The following is a 14,021-nucleotide window of genomic DNA, read 5'->3' on the forward strand; positions in this document are numbered from 1 at the left end:
CTGATAACGTGCGCCTATCGATTGCAGCCGGTATGCTTGGCTCGCAACTTCATGGACGCCCGCTATGACCCTCACAGAATTACGCTACATCGTTACCCTCGCCCAAGAACAGCATTTCGGCCACGCGGCTGAACGCTGCCACGTCAGTCAACCGACCCTGTCGGTGGGCGTGAAAAAGCTTGAAGACGAACTCGGTGTGCTGATTTTCGAGCGCAGCAAAAGCGCGGTGCGCTTGACCCCGGTCGGCGAGGGCATCGTCGCCCAGGCGCAGAAGGTCCTCGAGCAGGCCCAGGGTATCCGTGAACTGGCCCAGGCCGGCAAGAACCAACTGACCGCGCCGCTCAAGGTCGGGGCGATCTACACCGTCGGCCCGTACCTGTTCCCACACCTGATTCCACAACTGCACCGGGTCGCCCCGCAGATGCCGTTGTACATCGAAGAAAACTTCACCCACGTGTTGCGCGACAAACTGCGCAATGGCGAGCTGGACGCGATCATCATCGCCCTGCCGTTCAACGAAGCCGACGTACTGACCCTGCAGCTCTACGACGAGCCCTTCTACGTCCTGATGCCGGCCCAGCACCCCTGGACCCAGAAAGCCACCATCGACGCCAGCCTGCTCAACGACAAGAGCCTGCTGCTGCTCGGCGAGGGCCACTGCTTCCGCGACCAGGTCCTCGAAGCCTGTCCGACCCTGGCCAAGGGCAGTGACGGTGCCAAGCACACCACGGTCGAGTCCAGCTCGCTGGAAACCATCCGCCACATGGTGGCCTCTGGCCTGGGCATCTCGATCCTGCCGCTCTCGGCCGTCGACAGCCACCATTACGCCCCCGGCGTGATCGAAGTGCGCCCGCTGACTCCGCCGGTGCCGTTCCGTACCGTGGCCATCGCCTGGCGCGCCAGCTTCCCACGCCCCAAAGCGATCGAAATCCTCGCCGACTCGATCCGCCTCTGCTCGGTGGCCAAGCCGGCCACGGCTGTAGGTTAAGCGTTCGCCATGACGGAGCTGTCGCACGTGTCGGTCACGGCACTCAAGGGTGTCGGCGAAGCCATGGCCGAAAAGCTCGCCAAGGTCGGCCTGGAAAACCTCCAGGACGTGCTCTTCCACCTGCCGCTGCGCTATCAGGACCGCACCCGGGTGGTGCCCATCGGGCATTTGCGGCCGGGCCAGGACGCGGTCATCGAAGGCACCGTCAGCGGCGCCGACGTGGTCATGGGCCGGCGCCGCAGCCTGGTCGTTCGCCTGCAGGACGGCACCGGCGGCTTGAGCCTGCGTTTCTACCATTTCAGCAACGCGCAAAAGGAAGGCCTGAAACGCGGCACCCGCGTGCGCTGCTACGGCGAGGCCAGGCCTGGCGCCTCGGGGCTGGAGATCTACCATCCGGAGTACCGCGCCATCACCGGTGACGAACCGCCGCCGGTGGATGAGACCCTGACCCCGGTCTACCCGCTCACCGAAGGCCTGACCCAACAGCGTTTGCGCCAACTGTGCCAGCAAACCCTGACCCTGCTCGGCCCCAGCAGCCTGCCGGACTGGCTGCCGAGCGAGCTGGCCCGCGACTATCAACTGGCGCCGCTGGACGACGCCATCCGCTACCTGCATCACCCACCGGCCGATGCCGATGTCGACGAACTCGCCCTGGGCCACCACTGGGCCCAGCATCGACTGGCATTCGAAGAGTTGCTGACCCATCAACTGTCGCAACAACGCCTGCGTGAAAGCATGCGCTCGCTGCGAGCACCGGCCATGCCCAAGGCCACCCGATTGCCGGCCCAATACCTGGCCAACCTGGGTTTCCCGCCGACCGGCGCGCAGCAACGGGTGGGCAATGAAATCGCCTACGACATGAGCCAGCACGAACCCATGCTGCGGCTGATCCAGGGCGATGTCGGCGCCGGCAAGACCGTGGTCGCCGCCCTCGCCGCCCTGCAAGCGCTGGAGGCCGGCTACCAGGTGGCGCTGATGGCGCCCACCGAGATTCTCGCCGAACAACACTTCATCACCTTCAAGCGCTGGCTCGAACCCCTGGGCCTGGAAGTCGCCTGGCTGGCCGGCAAGCTCAAGGGTAAAAACCGCGTCGCCGCCCTGGAGCAGATCGCCAGTGGCACGCCGATGGTGGTCGGCACCCACGCGCTGTTCCAGGACGAAGTGCAGTTCAAGAACCTGGCCCTGGTGATCATCGACGAACAACACCGCTTCGGCGTCCAGCAACGCCTGGCGCTGCGCCAGAAAGGCGTGGGCGGGCGGATGTGTCCGCACCAGTTGATCATGACCGCCACGCCGATCCCCCGCACCCTGGCCATGAGCGCCTACGCCGACCTCGACACCTCGATCCTCGATGAGCTGCCGCCTGGACGCACCCCGGTCAATACCGTACTGGTCACCGACACGCGCCGCGTCGAAGTCATCGAACGGGTGCGCGGGGCCTGCGCCGAAGGGCGCCAGGCGTATTGGGTGTGCACCCTGATCGAGGAATCGGAAGAACTCACCTGCCAGGCGGCCGAGACCACCTTTGCCGACCTCACCGCCGCTCTCGGTGAATTGAAAGTGGGGCTGATCCACGGCCGCATGAAGCCAGCAGAAAAGGCGGCGGTGATGGCCGAGTTCAAGGCCGGCGCCCTGCAACTGCTGGTGGCCACCACGGTGATCGAAGTCGGGGTCGACGTGCCCAATGCCAGCTTGATGATCATCGAAAACCCGGAACGCCTGGGCCTGGCACAATTGCACCAACTGCGTGGCCGGGTAGGCCGGGGCAGCGCCGCCAGCCACTGCGTGCTGCTCTACCATCCACCGTTGTCGCAGATCGGCCGGCAACGCCTGGGCATCATGCGCGAAACCAACGACGGATTTGTGATCGCTGAAAAGGACCTCGAACTGCGCGGCCCCGGCGAAATGCTCGGCACTCGCCAGACCGGCCTGCTGCAATTCAAGGTCGCCGACCTGATGCGCGACGCGGACTTGCTGCCGGCGGTGCGCGACGCGGCCCAGGCGCTGCTGGAACGCTGGCCGCACCATGTCAGTCCGTTGCTGGACCGCTGGCTGCGCCATGGCCAACAGTACGGCCAGGTGTAACGCATCACCCGGCTTGACCCACCACGGCACCCGCCCGCTGGTTATACTCTCGAAATTGTACGGATCGGATCCAGACCATGACTGAAGTTGCTCTCGCTGGCGAAACCCCGCACACGCCGTCGGTTATCCGGCTGTTGCTCGGCAAGCTGGGCATCGGCTACACGGAAGTGCTAGAACGCCCGGGCCTGAACGCCGAGCGCAAGGTCCAGGCGGTGCTGCTCGACGACGCCATCGGTGCGCTCATGGTGCTGTTCCCGCAGAGTCAGTTGCTGGACCTCAATCGCCTGGCCGAACTCACCGGTCGCCGGCTCACCGCCGTGCCGCTGGAACGCCTGGAGCGCATGCTCGGCAAGCACAACCTGAGCCTGCTGCCCGGCCTGCCGGCACTCACCAGCTCTCCGTGCCTATATGAACAAAGCCTGCTCAACCAACCGCTGCTGCTGATCAACTCCGGCGAGCCAGGCGTGCTCCTGGAGATCCGCGGCGAAGACTTCAAGAGCATGCTCACCCAGGCCAGCGCCGCGAATTTTGGCGAGCCGCTGAGCCTCATCAGCCCGAACCTCGACCGCCCGGGGGACGACCGCGAAGAAATCACCCAGGCCGTCCAGGCCTTCACCGCGCGCCGCATCCAGCAACGCCTGGAAGCGACCATCGAGATTCCACCCCTGGCCGGTTCCGCACAGAAGATCATCAAGCTGCGAGTCGACCCCAACGCCACCATCGACGACATCACCGGCGTCGTCGAAACCGACCCGGCGCTCGCCGCCCAGGTGGTGAGTTGGGCGGCATCGCCGTACTACGCTTCGCCCGGCAAGATCCGTTCGGTGGAAGACGCGATTGTCCGCGTGCTGGGCTTTGACCTGGTGATCAACCTGGCGCTGGGCCTGGCCCTGGGTAAAACCCTGAGCCTACCCAAGGACCACCCACAACAGGCCACGCCATACTGGCAGCAGTCGATCTACACCGCTGCCGTCATCGAAGGCCTGACCCGGGCCATGCCACGCGCCCAGCGCCCGGAAGCCGGCCTGACCTACCTGGCGGGCCTGCTGCACAACTTCGGCTACCTGCTGCTGGCCCATGTCTTCCCGCCGCACTTCTCATTGATCTGCCGCCACCTGGAGGTCAACCCGCACCTGTGCCACACCTTTATCGAGCAGCACTTGCTGGGGATCAGCCGGGAACAGATCGGCGCCTGGTTGATGCGCCACTGGGACATGCCTGACGAACTGGCCACCGCTCTGCGCTTCCAGCACGACCCGGCCTACGACGGCGAATTTGCCGAGTACGCCAACCTGGTGTGCCTGGCCGTGCGCCTGCTGCGCAGCCGTGGCGTCGGCTCCGGCCCGGACACCAGCATCCCCGACGCCCTGCTGGAGCGTCTGGGCCTGAGCCGCGACAAAGCCGAAGAAGCGGTCAGCAAGGTACTGGAGGCCGAAGTGCTGTTGCGCGAACTGGCGTCGCAGTTCAACCAGGCCTGAGCACATCACAGGCAAGCCACGCTCCCGGCGCTGGTGATGTGGTTCCAGGGGCTTGCGCGCTACCCCAAGTAACGGAGCACCCATCCGCCGGATTTTATATTGAGGTCCAGCCAAGAAGCACAAATCACAATCCGACCATCCTCCATGACGTCCATGCCATCCGTTACATGAGTTCCCATCTCATTCTCGAAAACAGCAAAGCCCTTGCCATCGTTAAAGGTCGAATCCAGCTTGCCGTCAGCGCGATAACGTGCGGTGACTACGGATAGTTCTCGGGTATCTGTTCCGCGCCCCACGCCAGTAACGATGACTGTGCCTTCAGATTGCAGTGCACATTGTCGCCAATACAAGAATCCAGGCATCAAGTTGGAGAACAAAGGGGCTCCGTTATTGAACACAAGATTGTAGGATCCACTGCTGTTCAGCATGACGATTAACCCGTGATTGACGCCACTGCGATTGGCTTCACCGACTACCAGGATGGCAGTTTTACTGACACGGATAGAGCGAAAATCAATGTACTCCGAGGCGGTAATCGTGACAGGGCGGTTGCTGTTAAATTCGGCGTCCACTTTGCCTTGTGAGTTAAAACGCATCACGAAGACTGCACGGCGATCGTTATCACCGTATTGGCCACAAACCACTACTTTGCCGTCCGACTGAACCGCAACGTCCCGGGCGCTGCTCCACAGGTGTGCAACCCCTTGAAGCTCGACAATCGCGAACCCTCCGTTAAAACTCTGGTCGGTTGAACCATCGGGGTTCAGCCGCAGTGCAACCGCTTTTTGCCGGCCAGTGGAATCAAACGTATTGCTGACCAGGACGATTTTTCCATCCGGATCCTCAGCAACTGCCCCGCCGGAATTGCCCTGCGCGGTGGACGGGTCATTGCCGTCATTCTCAATCTTTTGAGCAACGCGCACGGCCACATTGGTGGTACCCCGACGGAAGTCCTCCTCAGGGATAAGACGCACCCCCCCATTGCCGAAGGACTGCTCGAGGCTTCCATCCTGGCGCAGCCGAATGGCTATCAAGCCTCGAATCCCCCTTGAACCGTATAGACCGGTAACGACACATCCACCGTCAGCCAGCGCGCCGATCTTGAACCCTACCCGGTCAATTTCAGTTCCTTCGAAAAGTAATTCAACGAAGCCTAGCTGCCGGTCGCCATACGAGGTATCAAGGGTCCCATCCTCATTGAGCCGCGCCACCACAATCGGACCGGAGGCAAGCCAGGGTATGACTAACAGGGTTTTACTCTGGGGAAGGGCAAGGACACACCGCGCCTCATCTCCAGGAATCCTGGGAAGTGGCAGTGACAATACCCCCTTATCGGCAAAGGCAGGGTCGAGAGCCCCTGCATTTGATGATGCCCGTATCTCGCTCATGTGCCTTGCTCCTTAAGGGATGCTTGAACGTCCGCTTCGGACTTGCGCTTCCAATAAAGCGCTCAAAGGAGTGAGTAGTCACCTGTCAAAAATTACAGTTCTATTGTCTGATCAAGACAAATCGCTGACCTTTGAAGCCATGCACTAGGGGCGTTTTTACGCGCGCAACCGATCTGCGCGCAGGCGCGTGAATCGCACGTATGGGTTTTTACGACCCCGTTCCTGTCATCGCCGAACTGAGCGTCGATACGACCGCTACGGTCATAACGAATGACATAGGCATCCACCCCTGGAACTCCGACATGGGCGAAACTGCCACAGACCAGCACCTTACCGTTCTCCTGGACGGTGACACCGAGGGCGTGATTTGTCCTACGCTCGACGCCAGGCAGATCGATCAGCACATACCCTGAATCGTTGAAAGACTTATCCAGTGAGCCGTCGGGATTGAGCCGAATGGCAATACCTTGCGTATCGTCAAAGGCATACACAATCGTGCTGACCAAAACAATCTTGCCGTCTGCTTGGCAGGAACAGGAAAAATCGATTTGCCCCCCCTTCTTCGAGGGTTGTGAGATCAGCGTCGTTCCGGCTGCCAGAAGTCACGAGCTGGTAACGGACTTCTTCCTTGGCGCCAATCAGCTTGCTGATATTGATGAAGACTATGCCATTCTCGCCGAAGGAATCATCCGCCTGGCCGTCCTCAAGCTGACGCACAACAGCAAGCTCTTCTCCGCCCTCGGAGTGCCTGGCAGTCCCGATAATCCGCCATCCACCATTTACCGCCGAGCGTACCCCCCTGGGAAAAACCAGATGTTTTCCGGAAACAGCGCTTCGACAATGCCTTCATGCCAAAAAGAAACGTCACGTGAGCCATCATCATTCAGAAGGGCTATTTTAGAGGGGAGTTCTCCGGTACCGCTGTGGCCAAGGCAATGAGTAACTGGTTATTTTGGCGCAGAAGCAAAGCGCGTGGAATACTGCCCACGACACCGTTGAATGGCAGTGAAACGACACCGTCTTCACCGAACGTGGGATCACCCGTGCTGAGCGCCCGATTGCTTGTTTGATTCATAGCCGTGCTCCTTCATGGAAATTGAGCCTCCATAGAGAGGTCATCCACAGTGGAGCACCGTGACACAAGAAAAAAACCTGTCAGACCTGACAGTTATCCATTCTTTGCGGGCCGCATTTACGACGTTGCCGGCCAAACCTTAGAGACTTTAACGGCGCCCCCCCGCCTTACGCGGCTTCAGATACTTGGTCAGCCCCTGGAACCACATCACCAGCACCGGGTTGCCCTTGATCTGGATCGACTTGTCCTGGATCCCGGTCATGAACGCCAGTTGCTTGTTCTTCGCCTGCATCGTGGCGAAGCCATAGGCGGCGTCCTTGAAGGCAATCGCGAAGGCCGGCTCGGCATACAGTCCGGATTTGCTGGTAATCCGCTGGTCTTTGACCACGAAGTGGCGTGCCACCTTGCCATCCAGCGTCTGCAACTGGAATACCAGGTCCTTGTCGGCCAACTGCTGCTGAAAAGCCGGGTTGGTCCGGCTGGCCTTGCGCATCAGCAAGCCCAGCATCCACAGGAGAAAACGAAATTTCATGCTCAAGCCCCAGAAGAAAAAAGTGAACGCCGGGGCAGTGTAACGAGTTCAAACCGGAACGCCACTGTTACCTATCGTTAACGGGAGATGAGCTGCTTTTTACGTAAGATGACCACCAAGTCACCGTTATCAATTCAAACCAGAGACCGCCACACGCCCGTGCCTGCCCGCAGCCAGCCCGGTTAAGCGGCCACAAAAAATGGGCACCCAACCTCGTTGGCGTGCCCATTTTTCGATCCAGCTCACCCGTTACACGGGAGGATGGTCGGGGGTTACGGATTGACGCTGTCTTTCAACGATTTGCCTGGCTTGAACGCCACGGTGTTGCTGGCCTTGATTTTCACTGGCTCACCGGTCTGCGGGTTTTTGCCGGTGCGGGCACCACGGTGGCGCTGCAGAAAAGTGCCGAACCCTACCAGGGTGACGCTGTCTTTGCGGTGCAATGCGCCGGTGATCTCTTCAAGAACGGCATTGAGGACGCGGTTGGCCTGCTCTTTGGTGAGATCAGCTTTTTCGGCGATTGCGGCGGCGAGTTCTGGTTTACGCATAGTGAAGCCTCTTTGACGGTTTTTTGTTGTTATGTCCGTGCTGTTCTTCCGGAACAGCGCCCAAGGCGCCGCAGGCTCTACTCTGCGGCAGACGGGTGTGAGGATGGCACGCGGATACGGGCTGCGCCAGTCTCGGCGCGACCTTTGTAGGGGTTAAAGCGGGGTGATTCCGACAGAACGACCTGTATTTATGCCAGAAGCGCCGGAAGCTCCTTGTTCAGCGCCAATTTGTCCATCACCGCCGCCCCGGTAAGGGCGTAGCCCAGCAGCCTGCCGCTGTTGTCGCGGCACAGCGCCTTGATGTCGGCGCCCTGGCCTTCCACGGTCCAGATGCCCTCAGAACCCCGTGGCGGCGGGGAAACCACCAGCGGACACACCGGGGTTTTCACGGTGATCGGCATCGCGCCGTAGCTCACGGCGGTCGGGTTGCCGGCCAGGGTTTGTGCCAGCGCCCGCGCACAACTCATCAAGGGCATCACGTACAGCAAGTTCAGCCCATCGACCTCGGCACAGTCGCCCAGGGCATAGATATTGGCGTGGGAAGTGTTCAGGTGACGGTCCACCATCACCCCCCGATTGGTCTGCAAACCGGCGGCCGCCGCCAGATCGATCCGCGGGCGCAGGCCAATGGCCGAGACCACCACATCACAAGGGATCACCTGACCGTCGGACAAATGCCCTTCCAGGCCCTCGGCGGAGCGCTGCAAACGGTTGAGCACCGGCCCCAGGTGGAATGTCGCCCCCAGGCTTTCCAGCCCGGCCTGGACCGCAGCCGCAGCGGCCGGGTGCAGCAGCGTCGGCATCACCTGCTCGCACGGCGCCACCAGTTGCACCTCATAGCCACCCAGGATCAGGTCATTGGCAAATTCACAGCCAATCAGCCCAGCCCCCAACAGCAGCACCCGCCGCTTGCCAGCAGCAGCTGCGCGAAAACGGGCGTAGTCTTCCAGGTCATTGATCGGGAAGATCGCCTCTGGCGCGTCCCCCTGTACCGGCACCCGCACGGTTTCTGCGCCCCAGGCCAGGATCAGGTCGCGATAGGCCACCGCCTCTTCGCCGATCCACAGGCGCTTGTGGCCCGGGTCGATGCCGCTGATACGCGTATGGGTGCGCACCTCGGCCTTGAGCTGCTCGGCCATGGCACCAGGCTCGGCCATGCTCAGGCCATCGGCGTCCTTGTTCTTGCCGAAGCCGGTGGAGAGCATCGGCTTGGAGTAGGAGCGCCCGTCATCTGCGGTAATCAGCAACAGCGGGGTTTCGCCATCGAGTTTGCGAAACTCCCGGGCCAGGTTGTAGCCAGCCAGCCCAGTGCCGACGATCACGACAGGTGCGTTCATTCCTTACTCCTCGAATCGGTTAGTTGATTTCAATCATTTCGAAATCCATCTTGCCCACGCCGCAGTCCGGGCACAGCCAGTCTTCCGGCACGTCCTGCCACAGGGTACCCGGTGCGATGCCGTCATCCGGCCAGCCGTCGGCTTCGTTGTAGATCAGCCCACAGACTACGCATTGCCACTTCTTCATTACTTGTTTCCTCGGATTCACAGGCTTTATCTGGCGCGGACGGTCGCCCACCAAGGGTCTGCCATCCGGCTCAGGGCGTTTTGTACTGATCGCACTCGACAGATGCAAGCGTGTTCGATGCCGCAGACTGGCCCGATCGCTCAATATCGCCGACCAACATGTTAAGCTCGCCGCCTCATTTGCTGCCAATAATGACTCACTGTGCCGCACTCAAACGCCCTCGCCCCGACTTCGCTCTGGCTGCCGCAAAGCCGGCTGACACCCCTTCCCGATGCGCAAACCCTCGACTGGCTGTTCGATCAAGGCTCGCTCACCCGGCGCCTGACGCGCTTGTCGGATGACGGTTTCAGCGTGACGCCGCTGTACGAAGGCTGGCAGCCATTGCGCGCCGATGAGTGCGCCGCCCTCGACCTGCCCGAGGGCAGCGAAGGCTGGGTACGCGAGGTGTATTTGCGCGGCCACGGCCAGGCCTGGGTGTTCGCCCGCAGCGTAGCGGCGCGCAGTGCATTGCGCGATGGCGGGTTGAACATGGATGAGCTGGGCAGCCGCTCCCTGGGGGAGCTGCTGTTCTGCGACCAGGCGTTCCAGCGCCGCGCCATCGAGGTCTGCCACTACCCGGTTGAATGGCTGCCCACTGACGTTCAGGCACCGGCCTTGTGGGGCCGCCGCTCGCGTTTCGACCGAGGCGGCCTGAGCGTGCTGGTCGCAGAAATCTTCCTCCCGGCCCTGTGGCGAGCGGCCGGCGCACCCGCGGAGAACGGCTGATGTATCAGAACCTGCTCAAATCGTTGAATCGCTTGAACCCGCGCGCCTGGGACTTCGTCCAACTGACCCGCATGGACAAACCCATCGGCATCTACCTGTTGCTGTGGCCCACCCTGTGGGCACTGTGGATCGCCGGCGAAGGCTCGCCGTCCCTGGCCAACATCGTGATTTTTGTCCTCGGCGTAGTACTGACCCGTGCCGGTGGCTGCGTGATCAACGACTGGGCCGACCGCAAGGTCGACGGCCATGTGAAACGCACCGCACAACGCCCGCTGGCCGCCGGCAGGATCAGCTCCGGGGAGGCGCTGGTGTTCTTCGCGCTGCTGATGGGCCTGAGCTTCCTGCTGGTACTGTGTACCAACGCGGCGACGATCTGGCTGTCGTTTGGCGGCCTGGCACTGGCGGCCAGTTACCCCTTCATGAAACGCTACACCTACTACCCCCAAGTGGTGCTGGGCGCCGCGTTCTCCTGGGGCATGCCGATGGCATTCACCGCCGAGACCGGAGAGCTGCCAGCCATCGCCTGGCTGCTATGGATCGCCAACCTGCTGTGGACGGTCGGCTACGACACTTATTACGCCATGACCGACCGCGACGACGACCTGAAGATCGGCGTGAAATCCACGGCTATCCTGTTTGGCGATGCCGACCGGGTAATCATTCTCACGCTGCAGGGGCTGGCGCTGGGCTGCCTGTGGCTGGCCGGCTCGAAATTCGCCCTGGGCGGCTGGTTCCACCTCGGCTTGCTGGCGGCTGCCGGGTGTTTCGCCTGGGAATTCTGGTACACCCGCGACCGGGACCGCATGAAGTGCTTCAAGGCGTTCCTGCACAATCACTGGGCGGGGTTGGCGATTTTTGTCGGGATCGTGCTGGATTACGCGTTGCGCTGAGGGGGGCTGTAGGGATTTTGTAGCCGCTGGCGCAGGCTGCGCCAGCGGCTACAACAACGGATTATTTCTGCGACTCACGAACCACGTGCCAGACGTCTTTCATCATGTCGCCCTTCATTTCACCGGGATTTTCGTCCTTGACGAAGGTGTACAACGGCTTGCCATCGTAGGCCCATTGCATCTTGCCGTCGTCACGCTTGATGGTCGTCCATTTGCCGTTGGCCTTGGCGTCCATCGGCGCCATCAGCGGTGGCCAGTTTTTTGCGCAATCATCGTTACACATCGACTTTCCACCACTGTCCTTGTCGAACGTGTACAACGTCATGCTCTGGTGGTCGACCATCATGCCGCCTTTCATCATGGCCGGCTCGGCGGCCATGGCCATGCCCGGCAAGGCCAGGGCAACGGCCAGGACCAAGGCTTTAAAGGAGTGAGCATAGTCAGTCATGGAAACCTTCTTTTGTGGTAGTCAGGATTCGGAGTTAGAGCTTAGTCCAGGATCACGCGCCTTGCAGCACCACTGAAATGCTGTAACACGACTGCAATAATTCCGTTATCTAATGCGGCGCAAGACAGTTAAATGACAAGAGGATTTAACCCATGGTTGGCAGGAGCATTCTGATCGTCGACGACGAAGCGCCCATTCGCGAAATGATCGCCGTGGCGTTGGAAATGGCCGGCTATGACTGCCTGGAGGCGGAGAACGCCCAGCAGGCGCACGCCATTATCGTCGACCGCAAGCCGGACCTGATCCTGCTCGACTGGATGCTGCCCGGCACCTCGGGAATCGAACTGGCCCGACGCCTCAAGCGCGACGAACTGACCGGTGACATTCCGATCATCATGCTCACGGCCAAGGGCGAAGAAGACAACAAGATCCAAGGCCTTGAAGTGGGCGCGGATGACTACATCACCAAACCGTTTTCCCCCCGCGAGTTGGTCGCTCGCCTCAAGGCCGTGCTGCGCCGCACCGGCCCCACTGAAGGTGAAGCCCCCATTGAAGTCGGCGGCCTGTTGCTGGACCCGATCAGCCACCGTGTAACCATCGACGGCAAACCGGCCGAGATGGGCCCTACCGAATACCGCCTGCTGCAGTTTTTCATGACCCACCAGGAGCGCGCCTACACCCGTGGCCAGTTGCTGGACCAGGTCTGGGGCGGCAACGTGTATGTCGAGGAGCGCACCGTGGACGTGCACATCCGCCGCCTGCGCAAAGCCCTGGGTGATGCCTACGAGAATCTGGTACAAACCGTGCGCGGCACCGGCTATCGTTTTTCAACCAAAGCCTGAGTCCACCCCGACCCACTCGAAACGCTGACAAGGACGCATGTTCAAGTGAACCAAAACTGGCATGGCACCCTGATCCGCCACATGCTGCTGCTGGTCACCGGCTGCCTGGTGATCGGCCTGATCACCGGCTATTACGGTTGGAGCCTGGCCGCCGGCCTGGGTATCTACCTGAGCTGGACCCTCAAACAATTGCTGCGCCTGCACGAATGGCTGCGCCTGCACAAACCTGATGAAGCGCCACCCGATGGCTACGGCCTGTGGGGCGAAGTATTCGATAGCATCTACCACCTGCAGCGCCGCGATCAACGGGTACGCGGGCGCCTGCAAGCGGTGATCGACCGGGTCCAGGAGTCCACGGCGGCACTCAAGGACGCGGTGGTAATGCTCGACAGCGATGGCAACCTGGAATGGTGGAACCGCGCCGCCGAAACCCTGCTGGGGCTCAAGACGCCCCAGGACAGCGGCCAACCGGTGACCAACCTGGTACGTCACCCGCGCTTCAAGGAGTATTTCGAGCAGGACAGCTATGCCGAACCGCTGGAAATCCCCTCGCCGACCAACGACCGGATGCGCATCCAGTTGTACATCACCCGCTATGGCAACAACGAACACCTGATGCTGGTGCGCGATGTCACCCGCATCCATCAGCTGGAACAGATGCGCAAGGATTTCATCGCCAACGTCTCCCACGAACTGCGCACGCCCCTGACGGTGATCAGCGGCTACCTGGAAACCCTGCTGGACAACGTCGAAGACGTGAACCCGCGCTGGACCCGCGCGCTGCAACAGATGCAGCAGCAGGGCAGCCGCATGCAGACCCTGCTCAATGACTTGCTGCTGCTGGCCAAACTGGAGGCCACCGACTACCCCTCGGACAACCAGCCCGTGGCGATCGACAGCCTGTTGCAGTCGATCAAGAGCGACGCCCAGGCACTGTCCGGGCAACGCAACCAGCGCATTACCCTGGAGGCCGACCCGTCGATCCAGCTCAAGGGCAGCGAGGCCGAGTTGCGCAGCGCGTTTTCCAACCTGGTGTTCAATGCGGTCAAATACACCCCGGCCGAAGGCCATATCCGCATCCGCTGGTGGGGCGATGAGCAAGGCGCGCACCTGAGCGTGCAGGACTCGGGGATCGGCATCGACAACAAACACCTGCCGCGCCTGACCGAACGCTTCTACCGCGTCGATTCGAGCCGCAACTCCAACACGGGCGGCACCGGCCTGGGCCTGGCGATCGTCAAGCACGTCCTGCTGCGCCACCGTGCCCGCATGGAAATCAGCAGCGTGCCAGGCCATGGCAGCACCTTCACCTGCCATTTTGTGCCCGTGCAGGTGACCAAATCACGCACCGGCAGCCTGACCGACTAGCCCCCCGCGCTACTTCCCCCTAGGCAATTGCCCTGTCAGCCGCTACATTGGCTGACTTGGGCCTGCCTTTCAGGCTCGTCTGCACCCCTT

Annotated in this window: 15 protein-coding genes; 8 read left to right on the plus strand and 7 right to left on the minus strand. The window is 61.6% G+C overall.

Annotated features, from left to right (window positions below):
• Positions 1-64: 64 nt before the first annotated feature.
• From AACY45_RS10180 to AACY45_RS10190, 3 genes are all read left to right on the plus strand, one after another.
• The gene (locus AACY45_RS10180) at positions 65-988 is read left to right on the plus strand and encodes a hydrogen peroxide-inducible genes activator (protein ID WP_339545332.1); all 924 of its coding nucleotides are present in this window, start codon (positions 65-67) and stop codon (positions 986-988) included.
• Between the two features lie 9 nt (positions 989-997).
• Positions 998-3,073 (plus strand): ATP-dependent DNA helicase RecG, encoded by a 2,076-nt coding sequence (recG, locus tag AACY45_RS10185; RefSeq protein ID WP_339545333.1) that lies wholly within the window; start codon positions 998-1,000, stop codon positions 3,071-3,073.
• A gap of 77 nt (positions 3,074-3,150) precedes the next feature.
• Entirely contained in the window at positions 3,151-4,551 is a 1,401-nt protein-coding gene (locus tag AACY45_RS10190) for an aminoacyl-tRNA deacylase and HDOD domain-containing protein (RefSeq protein WP_339545334.1), read from the plus strand.
• Between the two features lie 59 nt (positions 4,552-4,610).
• Here the strand turns inward: AACY45_RS10190 and AACY45_RS10195 are convergent, their stop codons facing one another.
• Both AACY45_RS10195 and AACY45_RS10200 read right to left on the minus strand, forming a co-directional pair.
• A complete protein-coding gene (locus AACY45_RS10195) occupies positions 4,611-5,939 on the minus strand; it encodes a hypothetical protein (protein ID WP_339545335.1) in 1,329 nt (442 codons plus the stop codon).
• 92 nt (positions 5,940-6,031) lie between these two features.
• A complete protein-coding gene (locus tag AACY45_RS10200; RefSeq protein ID WP_339545336.1) occupies positions 6,032-6,445 on the minus strand; it encodes a hypothetical protein in 414 nt (137 codons plus the stop codon).
• On the opposite strand from AACY45_RS10200, the gene AACY45_RS10205 reads away from it, so the two are divergent.
• The gene (locus AACY45_RS10205) at positions 6,435-6,878 is read left to right on the plus strand and encodes a hypothetical protein (protein WP_339545337.1); all 444 of its coding nucleotides are present in this window, start codon (positions 6,435-6,437) and stop codon (positions 6,876-6,878) included. The genes AACY45_RS10200 and AACY45_RS10205 overlap by 11 nt on opposite strands.
• A gap of 284 nt (positions 6,879-7,162) precedes the next feature.
• Here the strand turns inward: AACY45_RS10205 and AACY45_RS10210 are convergent, their stop codons facing one another.
• The 4 genes from AACY45_RS10210 to AACY45_RS10225 form a co-directional block, all read right to left on the minus strand.
• Entirely contained in the window at positions 7,163-7,546 is a 384-nt protein-coding gene (locus AACY45_RS10210) for a helicase (RefSeq protein ID WP_339545338.1), read from the minus strand.
• Positions 7,547-7,818: 272 nt separating this feature from the next.
• Positions 7,819-8,094 (minus strand): HU family DNA-binding protein, encoded by a 276-nt coding sequence (locus AACY45_RS10215; RefSeq protein WP_003213368.1) that lies wholly within the window; start codon positions 8,092-8,094, stop codon positions 7,819-7,821.
• Positions 8,095-8,282: 188 nt separating this feature from the next.
• Entirely contained in the window at positions 8,283-9,431 is a 1,149-nt protein-coding gene (locus tag AACY45_RS10220) for an NAD(P)/FAD-dependent oxidoreductase (protein ID WP_339545339.1), read from the minus strand.
• A gap of 19 nt (positions 9,432-9,450) precedes the next feature.
• Positions 9,451-9,618 (minus strand): rubredoxin, encoded by a 168-nt coding sequence (locus AACY45_RS10225; protein WP_007954349.1) that lies wholly within the window; start codon positions 9,616-9,618, stop codon positions 9,451-9,453.
• A gap of 201 nt (positions 9,619-9,819) precedes the next feature.
• Between AACY45_RS10225 and AACY45_RS10230 the strand changes: the two genes are divergently transcribed.
• Together AACY45_RS10230 and ubiA are read left to right on the plus strand one after the other, a co-directional pair.
• On the plus strand, positions 9,820-10,383 hold the full coding sequence (locus AACY45_RS10230) for a chorismate--pyruvate lyase family protein (protein ID WP_339545340.1): 564 nt from the start codon (positions 9,820-9,822) through the stop codon (positions 10,381-10,383).
• Positions 10,383-11,273 carry a 4-hydroxybenzoate octaprenyltransferase gene (gene ubiA / locus AACY45_RS10235; protein ID WP_339545341.1) on the plus strand — a complete coding sequence of 297 codons (891 nt, stop codon included), beginning with the start codon at positions 10,383-10,385 and terminating at the stop codon, positions 11,271-11,273. Before AACY45_RS10230 ends, ubiA begins: the two co-directional genes overlap by 1 nt.
• 61 nt (positions 11,274-11,334) lie before the next feature.
• On the opposite strand, the gene AACY45_RS10240 is transcribed toward ubiA, so the two are convergent.
• Complete coding sequence (locus AACY45_RS10240; protein WP_339545342.1) at positions 11,335-11,721, minus strand: COG4315 family predicted lipoprotein; 387 nt, start codon at positions 11,719-11,721, stop codon at positions 11,335-11,337.
• 152 nt (positions 11,722-11,873) lie between these two features.
• Between AACY45_RS10240 and phoB the strand changes: the two genes are divergently transcribed.
• Together phoB and phoR are read left to right on the plus strand one after the other, a co-directional pair.
• Positions 11,874-12,563: a phosphate regulon transcriptional regulator PhoB gene (gene phoB, locus AACY45_RS10245; RefSeq protein WP_339545343.1), complete on the plus strand. Its 690-nt coding sequence runs from the start codon at positions 11,874-11,876 to the stop codon at positions 12,561-12,563.
• 81 nt (positions 12,564-12,644) lie between these two features.
• Positions 12,645-13,931, plus strand: a complete 1,287-nt coding sequence (gene phoR, locus AACY45_RS10250; RefSeq protein ID WP_339545421.1) for a phosphate regulon sensor histidine kinase PhoR — start codon at positions 12,645-12,647, stop codon at positions 13,929-13,931.
• Positions 13,932-14,021: the final 90 nt, after the last annotated feature.

It is taken from the genome of Pseudomonas sp. RA_35y_Pfl2_P32 (assembly GCF_963970735.1).
Classification (GTDB): Bacteria; Pseudomonadota; Gammaproteobacteria; order Pseudomonadales; family Pseudomonadaceae; genus Aquipseudomonas.

Excerpts from the sequence above, each read along its gene's own strand:
- AACY45_RS10240 (WP_339545342.1), bottom strand. The coding sequence starts at position 11,721 with ATGACTGACTATGCTCACTCCTTTAAAGCCTTGGTCCTGGCCGTTGCC.
- AACY45_RS10195 (WP_339545335.1), bottom strand. The coding sequence starts at position 5,939 with ATGAGCGAGATACGGGCATCATCAAATGCAGGGGCTCTCGACCCTGCC.
- AACY45_RS10215 (WP_003213368.1), bottom strand. The coding sequence starts at position 8,094 with ATGCGTAAACCAGAACTCGCCGCCGCAATCGCCGAAAAAGCTGATCTC.
- ubiA (WP_339545341.1), top strand. The coding sequence starts at position 10,383 with ATGTATCAGAACCTGCTCAAATCGTTGAATCGCTTGAACCCGCGCGCC.
- recG (WP_339545333.1), top strand. The coding sequence starts at position 998 with ATGACGGAGCTGTCGCACGTGTCGGTCACGGCACTCAAGGGTGTCGGC.
- phoB (WP_339545343.1), top strand. The coding sequence starts at position 11,874 with ATGGTTGGCAGGAGCATTCTGATCGTCGACGACGAAGCGCCCATTCGC.
- phoR (WP_339545421.1), top strand. The coding sequence starts at position 12,645 with ATGCTGCTGCTGGTCACCGGCTGCCTGGTGATCGGCCTGATCACCGGC.
- AACY45_RS10220 (WP_339545339.1), bottom strand. The coding sequence starts at position 9,431 with ATGAACGCACCTGTCGTGATCGTCGGCACTGGGCTGGCTGGCTACAAC.
- AACY45_RS10210 (WP_339545338.1), bottom strand. The coding sequence starts at position 7,546 with ATGAAATTTCGTTTTCTCCTGTGGATGCTGGGCTTGCTGATGCGCAAG.
- AACY45_RS10180 (WP_339545332.1), top strand. The coding sequence starts at position 65 with ATGACCCTCACAGAATTACGCTACATCGTTACCCTCGCCCAAGAACAG.
- AACY45_RS10190 (WP_339545334.1), top strand. The coding sequence starts at position 3,151 with ATGACTGAAGTTGCTCTCGCTGGCGAAACCCCGCACACGCCGTCGGTT.
- AACY45_RS10225 (WP_007954349.1), bottom strand. The coding sequence starts at position 9,618 with ATGAAGAAGTGGCAATGCGTAGTCTGTGGGCTGATCTACAACGAAGCC.